The 20,071-nt window shown below is 63.4% G+C and carries 18 protein-coding genes; 6 read left to right on the top strand and 12 right to left on the bottom strand.

Annotated features, from left to right (window positions below; genetic code table 11):
• Positions 1–45: 45 nt before the first annotated feature.
• The 5 genes from ACYVKQ_RS15545 to ACYVKQ_RS15525 all read right to left on the bottom strand — a co-directional run bounded on the left by ACYVKQ_RS15545 (position 46) and on the right by ACYVKQ_RS15525 (position 6,117).
• Positions 46–372 (bottom strand): 2Fe-2S iron-sulfur cluster-binding protein, encoded by a 327-nt coding sequence (locus ACYVKQ_RS15545; RefSeq protein ID WP_460676276.1) that lies wholly within the window; start codon positions 370–372, stop codon positions 46–48.
• 90 nt (positions 373–462) lie between these two features.
• Complete coding sequence (locus ACYVKQ_RS15540) at positions 463–1,479, bottom strand: NAD(P)/FAD-dependent oxidoreductase (RefSeq protein ID WP_460676275.1); 1,017 nt, start codon at positions 1,477–1,479, stop codon at positions 463–465.
• 240 nt (positions 1,480–1,719) lie between these two features.
• Complete coding sequence (locus tag ACYVKQ_RS15535) at positions 1,720–4,839, bottom strand: T9SS-dependent M36 family metallopeptidase (RefSeq protein ID WP_460676274.1); 3,120 nt, start codon at positions 4,837–4,839, stop codon at positions 1,720–1,722.
• 39 nt (positions 4,840–4,878) lie between these two features.
• On the bottom strand, positions 4,879–5,214 hold the full coding sequence (locus tag ACYVKQ_RS15530; RefSeq protein ID WP_460676273.1) for a hypothetical protein: 336 nt from the start codon (positions 5,212–5,214) through the stop codon (positions 4,879–4,881).
• A gap of 36 nt (positions 5,215–5,250) precedes the next feature.
• The gene (locus tag ACYVKQ_RS15525) at positions 5,251–6,117 is read right to left on the bottom strand and encodes a hypothetical protein (protein ID WP_460676272.1); all 867 of its coding nucleotides are present in this window, start codon (positions 6,115–6,117) and stop codon (positions 5,251–5,253) included.
• Between the two features lie 192 nt (positions 6,118–6,309).
• Here ACYVKQ_RS15525 and ACYVKQ_RS15520 point away from each other — a divergent pair, with 192 nt between their 5' ends.
• Positions 6,310–6,582, top strand: a complete 273-nt coding sequence (locus ACYVKQ_RS15520; RefSeq protein WP_460676271.1) for a hypothetical protein — start codon at positions 6,310–6,312, stop codon at positions 6,580–6,582.
• Positions 6,583–6,663: 81 nt separating this feature from the next.
• Here ACYVKQ_RS15520 and ACYVKQ_RS15515 read toward each other — a convergent pair whose 3' ends face one another.
• A complete protein-coding gene (locus ACYVKQ_RS15515; protein WP_460676270.1) occupies positions 6,664–7,353 on the bottom strand; it encodes a response regulator in 690 nt (229 codons plus the stop codon).
• 294 nt (positions 7,354–7,647) lie between these two features.
• On the opposite strand from ACYVKQ_RS15515, the gene dinB reads away from it, so the two are divergent.
• Entirely contained in the window at positions 7,648–8,730 is a 1,083-nt protein-coding gene (gene dinB, locus ACYVKQ_RS15510) for a DNA polymerase IV (protein ID WP_460676269.1), read from the top strand.
• Positions 8,731–8,802: 72 nt separating this feature from the next.
• A complete protein-coding gene (locus tag ACYVKQ_RS15505; RefSeq protein WP_460676268.1) occupies positions 8,803–9,003 on the top strand; it encodes a hypothetical protein in 201 nt (66 codons plus the stop codon).
• Positions 9,004–9,018: 15 nt separating this feature from the next.
• Here ACYVKQ_RS15505 and ACYVKQ_RS15500 read toward each other — a convergent pair whose 3' ends face one another.
• Both ACYVKQ_RS15500 and ACYVKQ_RS15495 read right to left on the bottom strand, forming a co-directional pair.
• Positions 9,019–9,678 carry a sce7726 family protein gene (locus tag ACYVKQ_RS15500; protein ID WP_460676267.1) on the bottom strand — a complete coding sequence of 220 codons (660 nt, stop codon included), beginning with the start codon at positions 9,676–9,678 and terminating at the stop codon, positions 9,019–9,021.
• 79 nt (positions 9,679–9,757) lie between these two features.
• Entirely contained in the window at positions 9,758–10,279 is a 522-nt protein-coding gene (locus ACYVKQ_RS15495) for a GNAT family N-acetyltransferase (protein WP_460676266.1), read from the bottom strand.
• Positions 10,280–10,469: 190 nt separating this feature from the next.
• Here ACYVKQ_RS15495 and ACYVKQ_RS15490 point away from each other — a divergent pair, with 190 nt between their 5' ends.
• A complete protein-coding gene (locus tag ACYVKQ_RS15490) occupies positions 10,470–11,510 on the top strand; it encodes a LacI family DNA-binding transcriptional regulator (protein WP_460676265.1) in 1,041 nt (346 codons plus the stop codon).
• An 84-nt stretch (positions 11,511–11,594) separates the two neighbouring features.
• Here ACYVKQ_RS15490 and ACYVKQ_RS15485 read toward each other — a convergent pair whose 3' ends face one another.
• Together ACYVKQ_RS15485 and ACYVKQ_RS15480 are read right to left on the bottom strand one after the other, a co-directional pair.
• Positions 11,595–13,280: a sodium/sugar symporter gene (locus ACYVKQ_RS15485; protein WP_460676264.1), complete on the bottom strand. Its 1,686-nt coding sequence runs from the start codon at positions 13,278–13,280 to the stop codon at positions 11,595–11,597.
• A 285-nt stretch (positions 13,281–13,565) separates the two neighbouring features.
• The gene (locus tag ACYVKQ_RS15480; protein WP_460676263.1) at positions 13,566–15,083 is read right to left on the bottom strand and encodes a xylulokinase; all 1,518 of its coding nucleotides are present in this window, start codon (positions 15,081–15,083) and stop codon (positions 13,566–13,568) included.
• Positions 15,084–16,035: 952 nt separating this feature from the next.
• Between ACYVKQ_RS15480 and ACYVKQ_RS15475 the strand changes: the two genes are divergently transcribed.
• Both ACYVKQ_RS15475 and ACYVKQ_RS15470 read left to right on the top strand, forming a co-directional pair.
• Positions 16,036–16,407: a cyclic nucleotide-binding domain-containing protein gene (locus ACYVKQ_RS15475; protein WP_460676262.1), complete on the top strand. Its 372-nt coding sequence runs from the start codon at positions 16,036–16,038 to the stop codon at positions 16,405–16,407.
• A 190-nt stretch (positions 16,408–16,597) separates the two neighbouring features.
• The gene (locus ACYVKQ_RS15470; protein ID WP_460676261.1) at positions 16,598–16,813 is read left to right on the top strand and encodes a hypothetical protein; all 216 of its coding nucleotides are present in this window, start codon (positions 16,598–16,600) and stop codon (positions 16,811–16,813) included.
• A gap of 68 nt (positions 16,814–16,881) precedes the next feature.
• On the opposite strand, the gene ACYVKQ_RS15465 is transcribed toward ACYVKQ_RS15470, so the two are convergent.
• Both ACYVKQ_RS15465 and ACYVKQ_RS15460 read right to left on the bottom strand, forming a co-directional pair.
• Positions 16,882–19,314 carry an ABC transporter permease gene (locus ACYVKQ_RS15465; RefSeq protein ID WP_460676260.1) on the bottom strand — a complete coding sequence of 811 codons (2,433 nt, stop codon included), beginning with the start codon at positions 19,312–19,314 and terminating at the stop codon, positions 16,882–16,884.
• 15 nt (positions 19,315–19,329) lie between these two features.
• On the bottom strand, positions 19,330–20,019 hold the full coding sequence (locus ACYVKQ_RS15460) for an ABC transporter ATP-binding protein (protein ID WP_460676259.1): 690 nt from the start codon (positions 20,017–20,019) through the stop codon (positions 19,330–19,332).
• Between the last annotated feature and the right edge of the window lie 52 nt (positions 20,020–20,071).

The following is a 20,071-nucleotide window of genomic DNA, read 5'->3' as shown; positions in this document are numbered from 1 at the left end:
CGCTTGGGCTGCCGTTGTCGTTGGGAGAAAGTCTGCAATGCTCCGTTAAGCGTTCTGCGGCATCAGGCGCACAACGAGGCCATCGAGGCGCTCGGTGATGCGGATCTGGCAGGAAAGCCGGCTGCCCTGCGACATGATGGGCAAGGATTCCAGCATGGCCATTTCGTCGTCGGAGGGCTCGGGCAGCTCGGGGCCGGCCAGCACCTCCACGTGGCAGGTGCCGCACAGGGCCATACCGCCGCAGGTCGCCTGAATTTCGTAGCCCGAAGCCTTCATGACTTCCATCAGGCTCAGGCCCATATCGGTGGGGGCTACCAGCTCATTGCGCTGGCCCGGCGCCTCTTCCACGTACACGCGTACTTCGTCGGTCATAGGTATTGAGTTGTCAGTTGTCAGTGGCGGGTTGGCAGGTCAGGCAGCAGTGCAAACTGCCACCTGACAACCCGCAACTGATAACGCAGATTACAAAGTAGGCACGCCGTTGACGGTGGTGTATTTGAGCACGTACTTCTTATCGGGGAAGATGTGCTTGTAGGCGCCCTGGGCCATCAGCGCCGCCTCGTGGAAGCCGCAAAGGATGAGCTTGAGCTTGCCCGGGTAAGTGTTGATGTCGCCGATGGCGTATACGCCGGGCACGGAGGTGCTGTAGTCCAGCGTGTTCACCTTCACTGCGTCGTCTTCGAGCTCCAGCCCCCACTCGCCGATGGGGCCGAGCTTGGGCGTGAGGCCGAACAGGGGAATAAACGAATCGACGTGGAGCGTGCGCGCCGTGCCGTCGTTGGCGGTGATGGTGACGGCTTCCAGTGCCTCGGGGCCGTGCACGTGGGTCACGTTCGAGCTCAGTACCAGGTTCACCTTGCCCGCGTCGTGCAGGGCTTTCACCTTTTCGGCCGAGTCGGCGGCACCGCGGAACGTGGTGCCGCGGTGCACCAGCGTCACTTCTTTGGCCACGTTGGCCAGGAAGATGGTCCAGTCCAGGGCCGAGTCGCCGCCGCCGGCAATGACGATGCGCTGGTCGCGGAAGGTTTCCGGGTCGCGCACCATGTAGTACACGCCGCGGCCGCCCTCGTACTTCTCCAGGTCTTCGATGGCCGGTTTGCGCGGCTCAAACGAGCCCAGGCCGCCGGCAATGGCAATGGCCTTGCAGTGAATCACCGTGCCATCGGTGGTGGTAAGGTGGAAGGAGCCGTCTTCCAGCTTCTCAAACTTTTCCACCCGCTCGCCCAGCGTGAAGGTGGGGTGGAAAGGCTCAATCTGGCGCATCAGGTTCTGCACCAGGTCGCCGGCCAGCACTTCGGGGTAGCCCGGAATGTCGTAGATAGGCTTCTTGGGGTAGATTTCCGAAAGCTGCCCGCCCACCTGGGGCAGCGCGTCGACGACGTGGCAGCGGAGCTTCAGCAGGCCGGCTTCGAATACGGCAAACAGCCCAACCGGGCCGGCACCGATGATGCAGATGTCAGTGGAAATGGTAGGGTGCATTACGGGGGTAAAACAGTCAGCGGGCGCGGCCTTCGGGGCGCAGCTCCGTTCGAATCAGGTAGATAACCGCTGCCACCGGAAAGTGGTTGCTGGTTGCGCAAAAACGTCGGCAAAGGTACAGTGCTTCGCTTAAAACATAGACTACTCGGCATAAAGAAGCCCGACCGGCCGTGGCTACAACCAAACGGGCGGACGCAACTGCTGCGTCCGCCCGTTGGCCGGCGAGAAGAGGCGACAGGCTTAGTTCCGCAGCTCGATGCGCGTAAACTTGTGCGCTTGTTCGGTGACCAAGCGGGCGATGTAGAGGCCCTCGCGAAGGTTGCCCTTGGTCAGCTGATACCGGTACACCTGCCCGATGCGTCCTTCGCCCTCGGCCAGCACCGCTACCACCTGCCCCCGCGTGTCCACGATTTCGAGGCGGAAGTGGCCGTCGCGCGGCAGCTCAAACGAGAGGGTCGTGCGGTCGGCCGCGGGGTTGGGCGCGGCCGTGAGCACCACTTCCGAGACGGCCCGCACGCTCGGTACCGTGCTGCAGCCACCGAGCGAGTCGCCGTGGGCCAGGTGGTCGGCAGCCCCGACGGCATCCACGCACAGCTCTTTACCGTTGTGGCACACGAGCACCTTGTTGGAGCGGTTGCCGCAGCGCACGTCAAGCACCTTGATGGTAACCTGGGCCGTTTCCACGCACATACTGGCGTCGGTGGCCGTGACCGTGAAGGTGTACGAGCCGGCGGCGGTCGGCGTGAACACGGGGCTGCCGGTGTTGGCGCCGCTGAGCCCCGCCGCGGGCGACCAGCTGTAAGAAGTGATGTTGACGCCGTTGGCCTGCAGGGTTACGCTTTGCGGGCCGTAGCCGAGGTAAAGGGTGTTCGCATCGCCGCCGGTGAACACGTTGGAGGCCGGCACCACCGTGATGGTAGGCGGTGCGCAGGCGTACATGGGCGGCAAATCGAAGGATTCCACCTGGTCGAAGCGGCTAAAGTTGGAGCCTTGGCTGGCGCTGTAGCCCAGGCCGCGGCGGGCAAATACCTGCCAGATCATTTTCTGATTCTGGCCGCCGTAGTTCACCTGATCGGCCTGCAAAATGGCATTGCGCGCATCCGTGAAGCCGGGGTTGCAGGTTTGCAGCTTCAGCCCGTCGATGATCAACTGCATGGCCATGTTGTTGCCGCCGGTGCCGTTGTACAGGTCCGGGTTGAAGCCGTACCGGTTGATGAAGGCCCAGTTCAAATCCCAGAGCATGGTAGCCCATACAAACCCGACGCCGTGCGGCATGCTGAGCGCCGGGTTGTTGGTATCGTCGTAAGTGTAGCCGTTGACAGCAAAGTCCGTGCTGTACGGGGCCGGGCGGATGCCCCGGCCTTCGGTGGAGTAGCCCAAGGCGTAGGTACCAATGCCGCGCCGTTTGGCGCCCGTATCCCCGGGCTTCATGGTCAGCATCAGGCCAAACCAGTCGCTCCAACCCTCGCCGCCCTGTTCGTCGTTGTTGAGGCAGTTGTTGTTGAGGCGGCCGCCAGTCAGGCGGATGCTGATGCCGTGGCCGTACTCGTGGGCAATGATGCCGTTGTCAAAGTCACCGTCGAGCTCCGGCCCGACGCCATCGTTGCTGATTGCCACCTGCACCTCCTGGCCCGCGTCAAGCGCGGCTCGGATGCTGCCCCCGATTGCCTGGCCAATCATCACGGAGGGAATGGTAATGGGGCTGCTGGGCGTGCCGCCCATCGTGCTGGGCTCCCCGGGAAGGTTATTGACCACCACCACGGCCGTGGCGCCAGCCTGCTGGGCACGCAGCACTTTCTGCCATAGGTCGCAGTTGCCGCGGTACACGAAGGCAATGTTGCCGCTCATGGCCGCGGCGTTGCTCAGAGCCGTGCAGCCTTCCTGGCCCACACCGGTAGCCGTGGCCGTCAGCACCAGCTTGCCGGTAACGGGGGTGGCGGGCAGGGGCGGACCAAACGAGGCGAGCCGCGTCATGTAGAAACCCGCCAGGGATGCGGGCGCCGTCACGCTGAAGGTCTGTGGGCCAGGAATGCCGGTCCATAAGTACATCTGCATGCGCGGCCGGTTGCCGTCGATGGGCGTGAAGAAGTTGGCGTTGTTGCGGGTCGTGGCAATGTTGCGGCTGTCCTGGGCCTCGGCGCGCACGTCGTCGTTGGCGCCGAAGGGAGCCACGGCGGGGCCGCGGCTGTAATTGCTCACCTGGAAGTTGCCGCTCACCTCGTCGAAGCCATACTTGTACCACACATCATGCATGATGTTGTTCAGGTAGAACAAGTTGGTGATGGCCGCGTCGCGGTAGGTAACCGGTTGCTGGGCAAAGTCGATGGGGTAGTTGAACAACAGGCCCGGGCCGGCGTTCGGGCTGTAGTTGAGCCCGCTGTTGTTGTTGGTGGGGTCTTCGTAAGCGTGCACGTTGTTGCCCCGGGTGTTGGTAAACTCCGCGCCGGCCGCGCCGTTGGTATCGTGCCAGCCGTAGGGCGAGGCTGTGGGGTCGGCAGTGGAGCCGGCCGCAAATTCGCGCTGGCCAAGGCTGGCGTGGCTGGGGCTTTCGGCTGGCAGGGCGAATACGTGGTAGGCGTTGGCGGAGGGGTCGGCGTACGGGACCATGGCCACTGCCGGGGCCATCAGCGGCGTCATCAGTTTCCGCTTCCCGTCGATGAAGGCGCCGTCCGGACCGTGGTTGTCAAACTCGCAGTGGGTCACCAAGTTGTTCTTGTCCAGTACCTGCCCGCTGCTGGCGTCGAGGCGAATGTTCCAGGCGTTCAGGGCGTCGAGTTCGTAGATAAAGACTTCCCAGGCTAGCCTGAGGCTGCCGTCGGGCATGGGCTGGTACACGAGCCGGGCCGTAATGGGCTCCAGCGAGATACCGCCGGTTCCAAACACGGTGGTCCGTTCTGCCTCGGTACTCCGGCTGCGCGCGGTCAGCGCCTCGCGCGGGCTCAGGCCCAGATGCCGGGCGGCGGCGGCCACGGCGTTTTCGGCCGTCATTACGTTCGGGGCCGTGCGCACTTTGCGGCTTATCTCCCGGTGGAAGCGGTTGCCCACGCTCAGCACCCGCTCGTCGCCGGTCATGTTGACGGTGGTGATGGCTCCGTAGATGGGAATGCCCCGGTAACGCTGCTGCAGGTACAAATGGCGCAGGCCGTTGTTGGCGCCGCGCGTCTCGCTGCTCAAACTCAGGTCAGCCAAGTCGGCTTCCGCTACCTGGAGGGTTTGTTTGTGTTGGCGCAAGTGTTCCAGGGCGGCCGGTGGAACAGTCTTGGCGGCTGGGAGGGGCTCGTTCTGCCCCATGACGGCCGGAGCAGTCAGCAGCAAGGTGGCCAGCAGCAGCCGATGCAGGAAAGGTAGTGGGTGTGGCATAACAGGTCTTTGGTTGTTGGGAAATGAATGTACCTGTTTTTATAAGAAAAGTAATATATATTGAATATTAAGTACAGCGTATTGCTGATAATACAACCGCCCATCGGCTCGCTGCCTTGGATCGGTATGGTTGACCTTCTCGCCGCCTGCTTTATTAGGCCGTATCCCTTTCTGTAGTCGCAACAGCATGTGAGTTAAATGATTGATAGACAATTGATTGATGTTTTGTCTGCTGGGTGGTATTTTTCTGCTATCCAGTTCGAAATGTTGTGTTTGATAGGTTATTGAAATATGCCGCTTGCCCTGCTTGCGCAGTGTTACGGCCAGTGAGGTCCAAGGCATGAAGACAAAAAGCCGGTTTGGAGCAATGTCCAAGCCGGCTTCTGGTAAGTAAGAGGGGAGAGGTAGCGGCTAGCGGCCGCGGCGGTCGTCGCGGCGCCCGTACGGCTCATCGTAGCGGCTTCCCGTGTCGTTATCATAGTCGGTGCTGGGGCCGTACAGCGTAGGGTCGTAGGAGCCGTAGGCCGAACCGTAGGCGGCGTCGTCGCGGCCGCTGTGGCTGCTGCTCATGTTGCGCGTGCTGCGCAGGCCGCGGCTCTGGTCGCGGCTCTCGTTGTAGCGGTCATGATCGTAGGCGCTGCGGCCCCGGTAGCCGTCGGGTTGGTCGTAGTTGGCGCCCCGACCGTACGAACCGGCGCTACTGCGCTCGTTGTGCTCGTGGCGGCCCCAATAAGCACTGCCGTAGCGGTCCTGGTCGCGCTGCGGCAGGCTGCCGCGCCGGCTGCTGTTGAAGCCTTCGTACTCGGCGTTGGATGTGGACGCGCTCCGGGTGCCCAAACTCATCCCGCGCATTCTGCCCGCGTGCTGGTCGTGGTACGCGTCCACCGGGCCGTAGCTGCGGCCGTACTCATCGAGGCTGGCGTGGCTGCGGTTCCTCTGCTGCCTGCCCGAGTAGCTATCCTGGTCTTCATATTGGTCCATGTTGCCCGGGCCGAAGTCGGAGCGGTCCAGGCCGTGGCGCGGGCCGCGGTCGGAACGGTAGTCTCCGCGGTCAGCGCCGCCTTGCCTGCCCGCCATATCCCGGCCGCCTTCCGAACGGCGGTCTGGCCGGCCGTACAACGAGCCGGCGCGGGAGCCCCGCGCCTCATTTTCGTAGGACGACGCGCCGGGGCCGAAGCTACGGTTCTGCAACGGGCGCTCCTGGTCATTCCGGCTGCGCCGGGCGCGCTCAAAAGCGTCGTATCGGTCTTCGTCGCGGTAGTGGTTGTAGTTGGCCATGGCGGGAAGCGTGTGTTGGTTAGACCAAAATCTACTGACTCCCCAAACGAAAGGTTACCCCCGTGACAGCGTCGCAAATGCCTCAGTTAAGCTTGGTTGTGCTACCGTCGTGCCCCGTGCCAGCCGGCCAAAAGCATCCGGCCCAACGGTTGGACGCGTACAAGCAGAAACGACTCTATTCGTTTGATTGCCATGTCAAGTTCGTACTTCACACCCATCCCCGCAGACCTGCCCGAAAACGAGCAGGCTGCCCGGCGCAAGCGGCAAAACCACGCCGAGTGGGGCATTGCCGTGGCGTCATTGGGCGGTACCGCCCCCGGCCACGCCATCCTGATTGAACTCCAACGCTACATCGACGGTGAACTGAGCATAGAAGACCTGGCCGGCCTGGGCGAGCCGCCCCGCCCGGAAACCAAAGCCTTCGAAGCCGTGGTACACCGCGAACGGCTAAGCCGCGCCGCCTGAGCGGCCGCTTCGTCCCAGGAAAGCCCCGCCGGATTTTATTCGGTGGGGCTTTTTTCGGCCAAGTGCGGTAGCAGAAGCGCCTCAGAACAGGATGAGTTTGTTGCGCAACGCGTACTGAATCAGCCCCACGATGGACTTCGACTTGGTTTTGGTGAAGATGTTGCGGCGGTGCGTTTCCACTGTTCGCTCGCTGATGAACAGCTTCTCGGCAATGGCCGCGTTGGAATATTCCCCCGCGATAAGCTGCAGGATTTCCTGCTCGCGCGGGGTGAGCAGCACCGCAGGCTCGTGGGAGGGCTGCTCGCGCGTGGCGGGCACGTCCAGGTTGTCAAGCAGCGTGGCGCCCACTTTCGTATCGAAGAACGTGCGGCCCTCGGCTACGCGGCGGATAGCCGTGGCCAACTCCGTGCCGTTGGTGCTTTTGAGCAGGTAGCCCGAGCCGCCTGCGGCCAGCACTTCCTGAATGGATGCGTGGTCGTGGAACATGCTTAGGGCAATGACGCGCACACGCGGGTGGGCCGTGCGGATGGCCCGTGTAAGTTGCGCGCCCGACATCTGGGGCATATTCAGGTCGACCACGGCGACGCGTACTTCCGGGTGCTCCTGTAGGCAGCGCAGCGCCTCGACGCCCGAATGCGCCATGGCGGCCACGCGCAGGTCGGGCTCGGCCTGCAGGAGCACGCGCACGCCCTCCAGCACCAGTTGGTGGTCATCGACGAGCAGCAGCGGGATGCGGTCGACGGGGGAGAGGTCGGTGGGGGAAGCGGTCATAACTGCGGGAAGCAGAACAAATAAGCCTATTAATAAACGATTTCCTAGTCCTTTTGACAATAAAAAATCTAGTTATATACATATTTTGCAGTACGGCAAAGCATCCTGAGCCCGGCAAGCGGTTTCCGGTAGCTGAATTCATGACCACCGAATGCACCCGGATAAATCAGAATGGATGAGGAAAGGCAAGCTGGTAGGAACTGCTAGCAGGACTTGGCCCACCCTTTAGGCCAAGGCGCGGCCGCCGGGTCGGTGTTGTATCTTTGCCAAAGAGATTAGCAACCGGAGCCGGAGGTGGAGCCCCAACCCGCACAACGCAAGATCATTCATCTGGACATGGACGCGTTCTATGCCTCGGTGGAGCAGCGCGACAACCCCGCGCTGCGCGGGCGGCCCGTGGCCGTCGGGGGCGCCCGACAGCGCGGGGTGGTAGCCGCCGCCAGCTACGAGGCGCGGCAGTTCGGCGTGCGCTCAGCCATGCCTTCCGTCACGGCGGTGCGCCACTGCCCGGAGCTGATTTTTGTGAAGCCCCGCTTTGAGGTGTACAAGGCCGTGTCGCGGCAGATCCGGGCCATTTTCGCCGAGTACACACCCCTGGTCGAGCCGCTGTCCTTGGACGAAGCTTACTTGGACGTGACCCACAACCTGCCGGGCATAGCTTCGGCCACGCAGATTGCGCGCGAAATCCGGGCGAAAATCCTGGCCGAAACCCAGCTGACGGCTTCGGCAGGCATCAGCTACAACAAGTTTCTGGCGAAGCTGGCCTCGGATTACCGCAAGCCCAACGGGCAGTTCGTCATCCGGCCCGAGCAGGGGCTGGATTTTGTGGCCGGGCTGCAGGTGGGCCAGTTTCACGGCATCGGGCCGGCCACGGCCCGCAAGCTCAACGACCTGGGCATCTTCACCGGCCTAGACTTGCGCAGCCAATCGGAGGCGTTTCTGCGCCAGCACTTCGGCAAGGCGGGCGGCTACTATTACGCCATTGCACGCGCCGAAGACCACCGCCCCGTGGTGCCCGACCGGGTGCGCAAGTCTGTGGGCTCCGAAACCACCTTCGCGCAGGACCTGACCACCCACGAAGAGCTGGTGAACGGCCTGCAGCCCTGCCTCGACGAGGTGTGGGAGTATTGCCAGCGCGCCGAAATGCTGGGTCGCACCGTCACCGTAAAGGTGAAGTACGCCGACTTCCAGCTGATTTCGCGCAGCCGCACCACCTTGGCGCCCGTGGCCACTGCGGCGCTGCTGGCCCAGCTAAGCGACGAGCTGCTGCGCGGCCTGCTGCCCCTGCCCAAGGGCGTGCGGCTGCTGGGCGTGTCGCTCTCGAACCTGGAGCCCGCCGGCGAAGTGGTGGGCCGGCAACTCACGTTCGGGTTTTAACCACGCCGGGCAATGCCGCCCCCAAGCCGCCAGGGCGGCCGGTATCTTGCAGTAGCCTTACAGTTCGTCCCGATGCGTGGAGTTGCCCTGTTGCTCATTTGCTTGGCCATCATGGCCATCATGGCCATCATGGCCATCATGGCCGTCGGCAGCCACGGCCACCTGACGCTCCGGCCGCACAGGGCGGAAGACTTCGTGTTCTGGAGCATCATCGTGTGGACCGGGGCGTGGGGCCTGGGGCTGCTCGTCCGGGACCTGAAACGTGGGCGATGATAACGCCCTCGGGCTTTAAGCCGCCTTCGCCCGTTTAGCGGCCGGTACGTGTACCGGCTTGCCCTTGGCCCCACCGGTAGGCTTGCGGCCTCGTGCCTTTCGCTTCTTTACTTTCTCCCGCTCGGCCTTGCGCACTTCGCGGTTTTCCAGGCGCTGGGGCATGCGCGCCATCAGCCGGTCGCGTACGAACTGGGCGAGGTGGGAGAGGGCAATGACCTGCGTGCCGTTGAGCAGTTTGGCCACGTCGCGGCGGCGCAGCAGGCTTACGTGGTGCAGGCCGTGGTCCATGAGGTACTGCTTCACCTCCGAGAGGCGCAACAAACCGGCTACGGCGGCCCGCTCCACGGTGGCGTTGTAGCGGGCGGGGCGGTGTTCCCGCAGTCCCTCGGGCGCAGCCACCAACACGCCCACCCAGTCCGGTACCGCCTCCAGCAGCTTGGCCAGATGCTTTTCCGTCACGACGAACGTCACCAGGTCGTAAGCGCGGGCGTAGCACGGCAGCTGCGCTTTCACGCGCTGCAGCGTGTCGCCGTCGCTTTTTACCTCGTAGCCGTGCATGAAGTGCGCCGTGATATGCACCACATCGGCGCGGGTGGTGCCGGTAGGTAGCTCATCGACGTACACGCCGCCCTGGAGCAGCGGGTAAAGCAAAGCGCGGATTTCCGGGTCGTTCATGTAACCTCGAAGATACAACGGGCGGCGCAGCCGGCCAACGCGCCGCTGGTAGGAGGCAGTCTGGGAGCCGGTCGCCGGCCTACACGGGCTTTTCCAGCACCTGCAGCGTCAGCGTCTTCAGGGGCTGACCGTGGGAGGCATCGGTGGGCAGGGGCAGCTGCTGCCCGGTGCGCTGGTAGCCGCGTCGCTCGTACCAGGCCAGCAGCTCGGGCCGGGCCGTGAGCACCGTCATGCGCACCACCGGGCGGCCATGCTGGCGCGCGTACGCTTCGGCGGCCTGCAGCAGGTGGTGACCGATGCCCGCGCCCTGGCGGTCGGGAGCCACGGTGAGCAGGCCCAGGTACAGCGCATCGGGCTGCGGGTGCAAAAAGGCGCAGCCCACCAGCGTACCCTGCGCGGCGCGGGCGAGCAGCAGCGTGGCGGCGGGCTGGGCCAGCAGCTCGGCGAGGGCGGCTACGTCGGTGCGGGAGCCGCTGAGCAAGTGGTCTTCGGCCGTCCAGCCCACCGGGCCGCCTTCGCCGCGGTAAGCCCAGTTGGCCAGGGCCGCCACGGCGGGCAGGTCGGCGAGGGTAGCGGGGCTCAGGTGCAGGGTCGCGTTCATGGGGCAAAAATACCGGAGTTCGAAGAGGGCGCCGCGCAAAGTTGAGTAGCTTGGGCCGGCAAAGCAGGCCGCAGTTTCAAGTGCCGCAGGCGGCCGGTATCTTTGCTTTTGGCACGGCCGGCCACGCGCCTTCAGGCCGGCATCGATATCTACTCTCCGGGGAGGCCGTGGCCCGCCTTCCCTCCCTGGCATGGCTAAAGGAAACAAGCGCATCTCCATCGCCGACCTCGCGCAGCAGCTGGGGCTGAGCATTTCCACGATTTCCCGGGCGCTCAACAATGCTCCGGACGTCAGCGAAGCCACCAAGGCGCAGGTGTGGGCCCTGGCCGAAAAGCTGAACTACCAACCCAACAGCCTGGCCGCCGCGCTGCGCCGCGGGCGCAGCAACATGCTCGGCGTCATCGTGCCGCACATCAACGGCGCGTTTTTTCCGGCCGTGGTGCAGGGCATCGAGGAAGTGGCCAGCCGGGCGGGCTTCAACGTGATGATCTGCCAGTCGAACGAGGATGTGGCCCGCGAAAAAAAGCACGTGGAGGCGCTGCTCAAGGCCCAGGTCGACGGCGTGCTCGTGTCCATGTCGGCCACCACGCGCGACTTCGCCCACTTCGAGCAGGTACGCAGCCAGGCCACGCCGCTGGTGTTTTTCGACCGCGTGCCCGCCGAGCTGCCCAACGCCTGCGGGGTGGTCGTCGACGACTACCGCGGCGCGTGCCAGCTGATGGAGCACCTGCTCGGGCAGGGCTGCCGGCGCATCGCGCACCTGGCCGGGCCCCAAACCCTGAACACCACTCGTCAGCGCCTGCAGGCCTACCGCGACGCGCTGGCGGCCCACGGCCTGCCGTACGACGAGCAACTGGTGGTGCCGCTGGCCGACTCCGGCATGGCCGCCGGGGCGGCCGCCATGGAGCAGTTGCTGGCCCTGCCCCGGCGCCCCGATGCGGTGTTTGCGGCCTACGATTTTCCGGCCGGCGGCGCGCTGCAGGTACTGGAGGAACGCGGGCTGCGCGTGCCCCAGGACGTGGCGCTGGCCGGCTTCAGCAACGAGCCGTTCACGACGATGGTCAAGCCCCGGCTCACGTCGGTGGACCAGCGCCCCAAGCTGATGGGCGAAGCTGCCGTGCAGCTGTTTCTGCAGCTGTTTAAGCGCACCGAATACTACACCGGCCAGCGCATCGTGCTCAAGCCCCAGCTGCTCGTGCGCGAGTCGTCTTTACGCGGCGGAGCGCGGTAAGGGGCCAAAACGACGGCGCCGCCGGCTCGTTCCCGGAGGAAGCGGCCGGCGGCGCCGTGCGGAAAGATCGGTTAGAACCCCGGCTTACCAGTACACCGTGTAGAGCGTGGTCAGGATGGCCACGACCACCAGCGCGCCGATGGTGAAGCTGCGCTGGGGCTTGAACATCGACGCATCGACTTCCAGGCCCTTTGGCTGTACGCCGCGGCCGGTTTCGATCAGGCTGATGATGACCATGGCGGCGATGCAGATGACGAACACGAAGCCCATGCGGTCGAGGAAGGGAATTTCGTAGACGCCGGCGGCATTGGGCACCGCGAAGCCCAGCGGGGCCAGAAACGACAGGTCCACGAAGCCCGGCAGGAATTTGAAGAGCACCGAGAGCAGGAAGCCGCCGATGGTGGCGAACAGGGCGGCCGTCGAAGTCGTTTTCTTCCAGAAGAAGCCCAGGATGAACATCGCGAAGATGCCCGGCGACACGAAGCCCGTGTACTCCTGTATGTACTGGAAGCCGCCTTTCTTGTCGATGCCCAGGTGCGGGGCGATGAGCACGCCCAGCAGCATGGCCACCACCACCGAGATTTTGCCCACGGCCACCATTTTCTTTTCCGAAGCGCCCTCGTCGAGCACCTTCTTGTAGATGTCGAGGGTGAAGATGGTGGCAATGGAGTTGGCCTTGCCGGCCAGCGAGGCCACCACGGCGGCCGTGAGGGCGGCGAAGGAAAGGCCCTTCAGACCCACGGGCAGAATGTTGAGCAGCACCGGGTAGGCGCGGTCGGGATTTACTTCCCCATCCTGCATGAATTCACCGGCCCCGAATACGTCCTGCTTGTAGAGCACATAGGCGGCTATGCCGGGCAGCACCACAATGACGGGCATCAGCAGCTTCAGAAAAGCCGCGAACAAGATGCCCGAACGGGCCGTGGGCAGGTCGGCGCCGAGGGCGCGCTGGGTGATGTACTGGTTGCAGCCCCAGTAGTTCAGGTTCACGATCCACATGCCGCCGAGCAGCACCGTCAGGCCGGGCAGGTCGATGAAGTTCGGGTTCGACTCGTCGAAGATCATGTGGAAGTGGTCGTTGGCCTGCTGGGTCATCAGCGAGAAGCCGCTGAGCACGCCGCTCTGGCCGTAGTGCTCGGCCACCATGTTCAGGGCCAGGTAAGTAGTGGCCAGGCCGCCCAGAATCAGGAAGAACACCTGGATGACGTCGGTAAAGCCGATAACCTTCATGCCGCCCAGCGTGATGATGATGGCGAAGGCTGCCAGCGCGTACATGCAGAAGTCCAGGTTCAGGCCCGAGATGCTGCTTACGGCAATGGCGCCGAGGTACAGAATCGAGGTCAGGTTCACCACCACGTAGAGCATCAGCCAGAAAATGGCCATGATCATGGCCACCGTGCCGTTGTAGCGCTGGCTTAGGAACTGCGGCATGGTGAAGATGCCGTTCTTCAGGTACACCGGAATGAAGAACACGGCCACGATGATCAGCGTCAGCGCCGCCATCCACTCGTAAGTGGCAATGGCCAGACCCATCTTAAAGCCCGAGCCGGACATGCCCACGAACTGCTCGGCCGAGATGTTGGAGGCGATGAGCGAGGAGCCGATGGCCCACCACGTCAGGGAGCCTTCGGCCAGGAAGTAGTCCTTGGAGTCGCCCTCCATCGTGCCGTCGTGGCCCGTTTTGCGGCGGTAAATCCAGATGCCGTAGCCGGCTACTATGATGAAGTAGACGAAAAAAACGATGTAATCGAGGGTGGAGAGTTGGTGCACTGGCAGAAGATATGAGAATGAAGAAGGTGGACGGAGGAAGGAAGAAGGAAGGATTTGACTTTCTCCTTCTCCGTTCTTCCGGCTTCGTTCGCCTTAAATGTAGCGGTTGAGCAGGTTTCGGAGGTGTTTTCAGCGGCGGCAGCGGCCCGGCGGCGTGGCGTCGCCGGGCCCGCAGACCCCACCTGCTTCTGCGGTCGAGGCGTGCTGAACAGGCTTTGATCGGCGGGCCTGGGTATCAACGCAGCGAAGCGGGAGCGGAGCCCGACCGGCCGGGCCAGCACGGGCTCATGACGCCGCGGGAGCTGGCTGCGGGTCCGCGGTGCGCTCCAGGTGCTGCTCCAGCACCGCGTGCCACTGCTGGTACACCTCTTCGTAGCGCGGCGCGTCGGCGTCGGGCTGCACCACCTGCAGGCGCTGCATGTGCCGGAAGGCTTCCTCGGGCGAGGCGTACACGCCGGCGCCGATGCCCGCGCCCAGGGCCGCACCTACGCTGCCATCGGTCTGGTACAGCTCCACGGTCAGGCCCGTGGCATTCACGAAGGCCTGGGTAAAGACCGGACTCAGAAACATGTTGGCGCGGCCGGCCTTGACTACCGTCGGGTGCAGGCCGCCGGCGCGCATCACGTCAAGTCCATAGCGGAAGGCAAAGGCCACGCCCTCCTGCGCGGCGCGCAGCAGGTGGCTGGCCGAGTGCAGGTTCAGGTCGAGGCCGTGAAAGTGCGCGCCCACCTGCTCGTTGGCCAGCATGCGCTCGGCGCCGTTGCCGAAGGGCAGGCACAGCAGGCCCTCCGCGCCGGCGGGCACGGCGGCGGCCCGCCGGTTCAGCTCGGGGTAGCTCAGCTCGTGGCCCACCGCGTTTTTCACCCAGCGGTTCATGCTGCCTGCGCCATTGATGCACAGCAGCACGCCCAGGTGCGGGTGCTCGGCCGAGTAGTTGACGTGCGCAAAAGGGTTCACGCGTGACTGTTCGTCCACGAACAGCTGATCGGTAACAGCGTAAATCACCCCCGACGTGCCGGCCGTGGCCGCCACTTCGCCGGGCCGCAGCACGTTCAGCGACAGGGCGTTGTTGGGCTGGTCGCCGGCTTTGTAAGTCACCGGAATGCCGGGCGTGAGGCCCAGCTCCTCCGCCACTGCGGCTTTGAGCTGGCCGTGCTCGGCAAATACCGGCCGCACCGCAGGAACCAGGCTTTCATCGAAGCCGAAAAACGCCAGCAGCTCCGCCGACAGCTCGTGCCGGGCAAAGTCCCAGAAGATGCCTTCCGACAACGCCGAAATGCTCGTGGTGACCTCCCCGGTCAGCTGCAGGGCCAGAAAGTCGCCGGGCAGCATGATTTGGTTGATCTGCGCGTACACCTCCGGCTCGTGCTCCTTCACCCACGCCAGCTTGGCGGCCGTGAAGTTGCCGGGCGAGTTGAGCAGGTGCGTGCGGCAGTACTCCGCCCCAATGGCCTCGAACGCCTGCTCGCCGTACGGCACGGCGCGGCTGTCGCACCAGATGATGGCGTCGCGCAGCACGTGCTGGTCGCGGTCGACGGCCACCAGCCCGTGCATTTGGTACGCAATGCCGATGGCACCGATGTCGGCGGGGTTATAATGCTGCGTGGCGTGGGCCTGCAGGATGGCCTGCCGGGCGTCGAGCCACCACTGGCGCGGGTCCTGCTCGGCCCAGCCGGGCTGGCGCACGAGGATTTCTCGCTCGGTGTCGGGGTAGGAGACGGAAGCCAGGCACTGCTGGGTGGCCGCGTCGACCACCGAAACTTTTACGGACGATGTGCCGAGGTCGATGCCAAGAAGAATCATGGGAATGCGGACTGGAAAGAGGTTAGTGGTCGGTTGGGGGCTGGCTGGGGAAAACGAGCCCGTAGGCGGATGCTCATGGGGTAGCTTCTGAATGCCGGGGACGGTTCAACGGGTTGCTGGCCGCGGGTGCTGGGTTTGAAATAACGCCGTAGAGCAGGGCGCCCAAGCGTGAATGACTTTGGGGCGAACGAGAGACCGTGCGGCCCAGGCCCCCTGCTTTGTCTGGATGCCGCGTGGTTGAGCACTGCCATTGGCAAGGGGCCGCGCGAGGCGCGGTGAGTCGCTCTACGCGCTTGGCATTGGCAGCCCAGCTCAAAAAACACTTGCATGCCGCTCATGACTTGGTAAAGCTCCCGGCAGACCCACCAGGATGTTCAGGCTGGAAATATAAAGCAAATCTGCATTAAGGTACTATTCGGAAACGTTTCCGTTAGTCTGGATTTGGTGCCTGATTTTAGGTTTTGCCAACGGAGTAGCGCGTCTTTCATGAGCGGGATCTGTACTACAAGAAGGCTGGATTAAGGCAGGCAGCAACCGGGCAGAAAAGCCGGTAACGTCACGGGATGATGATCTGTATTGGCATGTGTCGACGTTTTTCACTACTTTATTTTTTTGCTTCGGGTAGTCCCAGGGCTAAGACAAAGCAAAAGAAAGCCCGCTTGGATGAGTGAGCGAGCATCGCCAAATAAAGTATCGGTAACGATTCCGGTTATGTATTTCTATAAAGCGCAAGGGCAAAGAAGAATACCATTTACAGATAGAGGAAGGTGTTCTGTTTTGCCACGCACCCGGCCGGCAAGCGCAAAGTGCCGCATCGGACAGCTTGGCGTAGGTGCAGGGGGCAGTAAGCACAATCACCATTTGCTTTGACATGCGTCATCTTTTGCCGGCCGCGCCGGCTTGATATTCACTGGCCATAGCGCAGGGCCACACTCCTGCGCTACCGCTCCCGATGCTAGACCATTTACTTGATGCGGGCCACATTGCCAGCCAATCCGTCCGGGTGGAAGCCGGAAAATACCTGTTCCGGCTAGGTCAACCCCGCGCAGGCGTGTATTGGCTGGATTCCGGCTGTGTGGGGTTGTGGAGCGAGCAGGTGACAAGCATCGGTTGCTGCGTGTTGCGTGCGCCCGCGCTGTTTGGGGCCGTGCACCTGCTGCAGGACTACTGCCTCCACACGGCCGTGGCACTGACGGCTTGCGCCGTGCGGGTGATGGACGCCGCGCACCTGCTGGCTCTCACGCAGCACCGGCCCGCGCTACGACTGTACCTGCTGCGGTGTCTTTGCCAAGAAACCAAGCTGGATTTGCCTCACTACGAGTGATATGCGCGCCTTTGGCGGTTAAGTGCCCAGCCGAGCCTGTGCCTTGCCTACGCGGTAGCGGGCCGCACGCACAAGCAGCAAGGCCAACGAAGAATTTTTTGCTGCGGAGCTAAACCTGACGCCTTCAGCTTGCTCTCAGTAAAAGCGCAGCCGGCGTTTCCTGTGCTGCCATGACCTGTCGCCGTTGTCCATGACCCCGCCCCTGACCCCGGAATCCTTCGTTGGCCTGCCGCTGCCGGAGCAGTTGTACGCCGTACTCGACCACGGCACCCTCCTGACCACGCGCTACGAGGAAACCTATGCGGTGACGCACTACTTGGTGAATGGCTTTTTTGCCGACCTATACTATGCCGCCCACGCGCTGCTGCCCGAGCGCATCCACGTGCTCGACGACCGGCTTTGGTAAAAGTCGGCGGGCGAACCGGGCCTGTGCCCGATCCGCCCGCCGCCGAATGAGCGCCGCTGCTGGCACCCTTAGTCTACCCGCAGGTTCTTGATAGGGTTGGCAGTGGCTGCCCGCACGGCTTGATAGCCAACGGTCAGGAAAGCCACAGCCGCCGCCAGCGCACCGGCCGCCATAAACGCCCAGAGCGGAATATCGATGCGGTAGGCGAAGTCCTGCAGCCAGCGGTTCATGGCCAGCCAGGCAGCCGGGAAGGCGATGAGCGCGGCCACGGCCACCAGCACCAGAAACTCCCGGGAGAGCAGCCCGACGATGGAGCCCACGCCGGCCCCGAGCACCTTCCGGATACCAATTTCCTTTTTGCGCCGCTCGGCCGCGTAGGTCGCCAGCCCAAACAGGCCCAGGCAGCCTACGAAGATGGCTACGCCGGTAAACACCCACAGCAAGGAGTTGAGCTTGTCTTCGGCCTGATACATCTGCCCGAAGCTGTCGTCGAGAAACCGGTACTCAATGGGCGTATCGGGGCTGAACCGGGCCCACACCTGCTTCACGCCCTCCACCGAACTGCCTATGTTTTCCGGTTTCAGCTTCACGGCCACCTTCCAGTAGGCGGGCGGGTGAATTTGCAGCACGGCCGGCTCCAGCCGGTCGTACAAGCTCTTGTAGTGGAAGTCCTTCACCACGCCGATAATCTTGCCGACTTTCAGCGAATCGGGATTCTTGTCGTTCCAGATGGGCCACTGCACGGTTTGCCCCAGGGCCTGCTGCGGCGTGCCGAAGCCAAATTCCTTGACGGCCGTTTCGTTGAGGATAAACGCGTGGTCCGCGTCGGTGCGCTGCTCTTTGGAAAAGTTACGTCCTGCCACCAGCTGCAGGTTGAGGGTTTTGAGGTAGTCGTAATCCACCATCAGCTGGGTGGCCGAATGCTCTTTCATCTCGCCCTTGGTAGGCACGATGAGGCCGTCGCCGGCCACCTGGTCGCCGGGGAAACCGTAGCCGATGCTGGCTGACACCACGCCGGGCACTTGTTCCAGCTCATGCTTGAACGCCTCGTACTGCTTGTTCATGTTGTCGCCGCGCATGGGAAAAAACATGATCTGGTCGCGGTTGAAGCCCAGGTCCTTGTTGTGCAAGTACGACACCTGCTCGAATACCACGAATGCGCAGACGATCAGGAATACCGACAGGGCAAACTGCACCACAATCAGCCCGTGGCGCAGCCACTGCACCCGGCCGAAAAGGCCGTCGGTAACCACGGCGCTTTTCAGCACCTTCACCGGCTGAAAGCTCGACAGCACCAGCGCCGGGTAGAAACCTGCTACCAGGCCCACGACCACCGTCAGCACCGCTAGCAAGCCCAGCAGCGCGGGATTGGCGAGCAGATCGAACGTCATGCTTTTGCCGGTAAAGGCGTTCAACGAAGGCAGCAGCAGCGCCGTGAGCACCGTGGCCAGCAGCACGCTCACCAGCGTGAGCAGCACCGTTTCGCTCAGAAACTGCAGCATGAGCTGCCGCTGGCTGGCCCCGATGGTTTTGCGGATGCCCACTTCCTTGGCCCGCTGCATCGACTTGGCCGTGGCCAGGTTCACGAAGTTGAAGCCGGCAATCAGCAGGATGAAGGCGGCGATGAAGCTCAGGGCCTTCACGTAGGTGATGTTGCCCTTTACCGCCGGGTCGTACTTGAAGCTTGAAGAGTACAGGTGCGCCTCAAGCAGGGGCTGCAGGTAGGGCCGGACCGTCAGGCGGTCCTCCTCGCTAAGCGTGGGCTGCACCTTCTGCGTGAGGTAATCCTGCAGCTTGGCCTCCGTTTGGGAGCCATGGGCGCCCGGCCGCAGCTTCACGTAGGTGTAAAACTGCTGCCAGCCCCATTTTTCCATGCGTTGCGGAGGCAGCTGGTACGCCGCCAGCGGCATGAGGTAGTTCATCTTCAGGTGAAACTTGGAGAGGCTCCCTTGCAGCACACCCGTGACCAGAAAGGTGGATTTGCTGATCTTCAGCTCTTTGCCAACCGGGTTGACATCCCCGAAAAGATTCCGGGCCACATCCTCGGCCAGCACCACCGAGGTGGGCGCGCTCAGCGCGTGCGCCGCCGAGCCGTATTTGAAGGGCAGCTGGAAAACGCCGAAAAACGTGGAATCCGTGATGATGCCGTTGTCCAGGTACATTTTCTTGTCGCCGACATCCAGCAGGTTGAGGCTGTTGCCAATCATCAGGATGCGCACGGTCTGCTCCACCTCCGGAAATTCCCGCTTCAGGGTGGTGGCAAACATGGGCGACACCGAGCTGTGGCTTTCGGGCGCCTCGCTTTGGATTTGGCGGGTGTACACGCGGTAAATCCGGTCGCCGTCGGGCACGAACCGGTCGAACTGCAGCTCGTCGTGCACGAACAGACCGATGAGCAGGCAGGCCGTGAGGCCCAGCGCCAGGCCAGCAATGTTGAGAAAGGAAAAGCCTTTGTGGCGCAGCAGGTTGCGGTAGGCCACCAACAGGTAATTCTTCAGCATGGCAGTAGGAGGGGGCTAGACGGCCAGGGATTTGTGCACGTTTTCGAGGACCACCTGCCCGTCGAGCAGGCGCACCACGCGGTGGGCATAGCGCGCGTCGTGCTCGGAGTGAGTCACCATCACGATGGTGGTGCCGGCCTCGTTCAGCTCGGTGAGCAGCTCCATCACCTCGTTGCCGTTCGAGGAATCGAGGTTGCCGGTGGGTTCGTCGGCCAGGATGAGCCGGGGCGAGTTCACCACGGCACGGGCCACGGCCACGCGTTGCTGCTGCCCGCCCGAGAGCTGCTGCGGGAAGTGGTTGCGCCGGTGCATGATCTGCATCTTCTCCAGCACCCGCTCCACTTTTTCCTGGCGCTCCGCAGTGCTCAAGCCCAGGTAAATCAATGGCAGCTCCACGTTTTCGGCCACCGTCAGCTCCTCAATCAGGTTGAAGCTCTGAAACACGAAGCCGATGTGCTGTTTGCGCAGCTGCGCCCGCTGCCGCTCGGTTACGCGCGTTACGTCCTGGCCGGCAAACACGAAGCGGCCGCCGTCGGGCTCGTCGAGCAGGCCGATGATGTTCAGCAGCGTGGACTTGCCGCAGCCCGAGGGCCCCATGATGGCCACGAACTCGCCTTCCTGCACGGCCAGCGACACGTCGTTGAGCGCCTTGGTCTGCACCTCGTCGGTGCGGTAAATCTTCTGGAGTTGTTCGATCTGGAACATGGCCGTACGGGCTGCGGAGTGGAAAATAGCGGGAAGGAAAAGGTAGCGGTGG

The sequence above is a fragment of the Hymenobacter coalescens genome (assembly GCF_054783195.1).
This window is presented reverse-complemented; position numbering and strand designations above follow the sequence as displayed.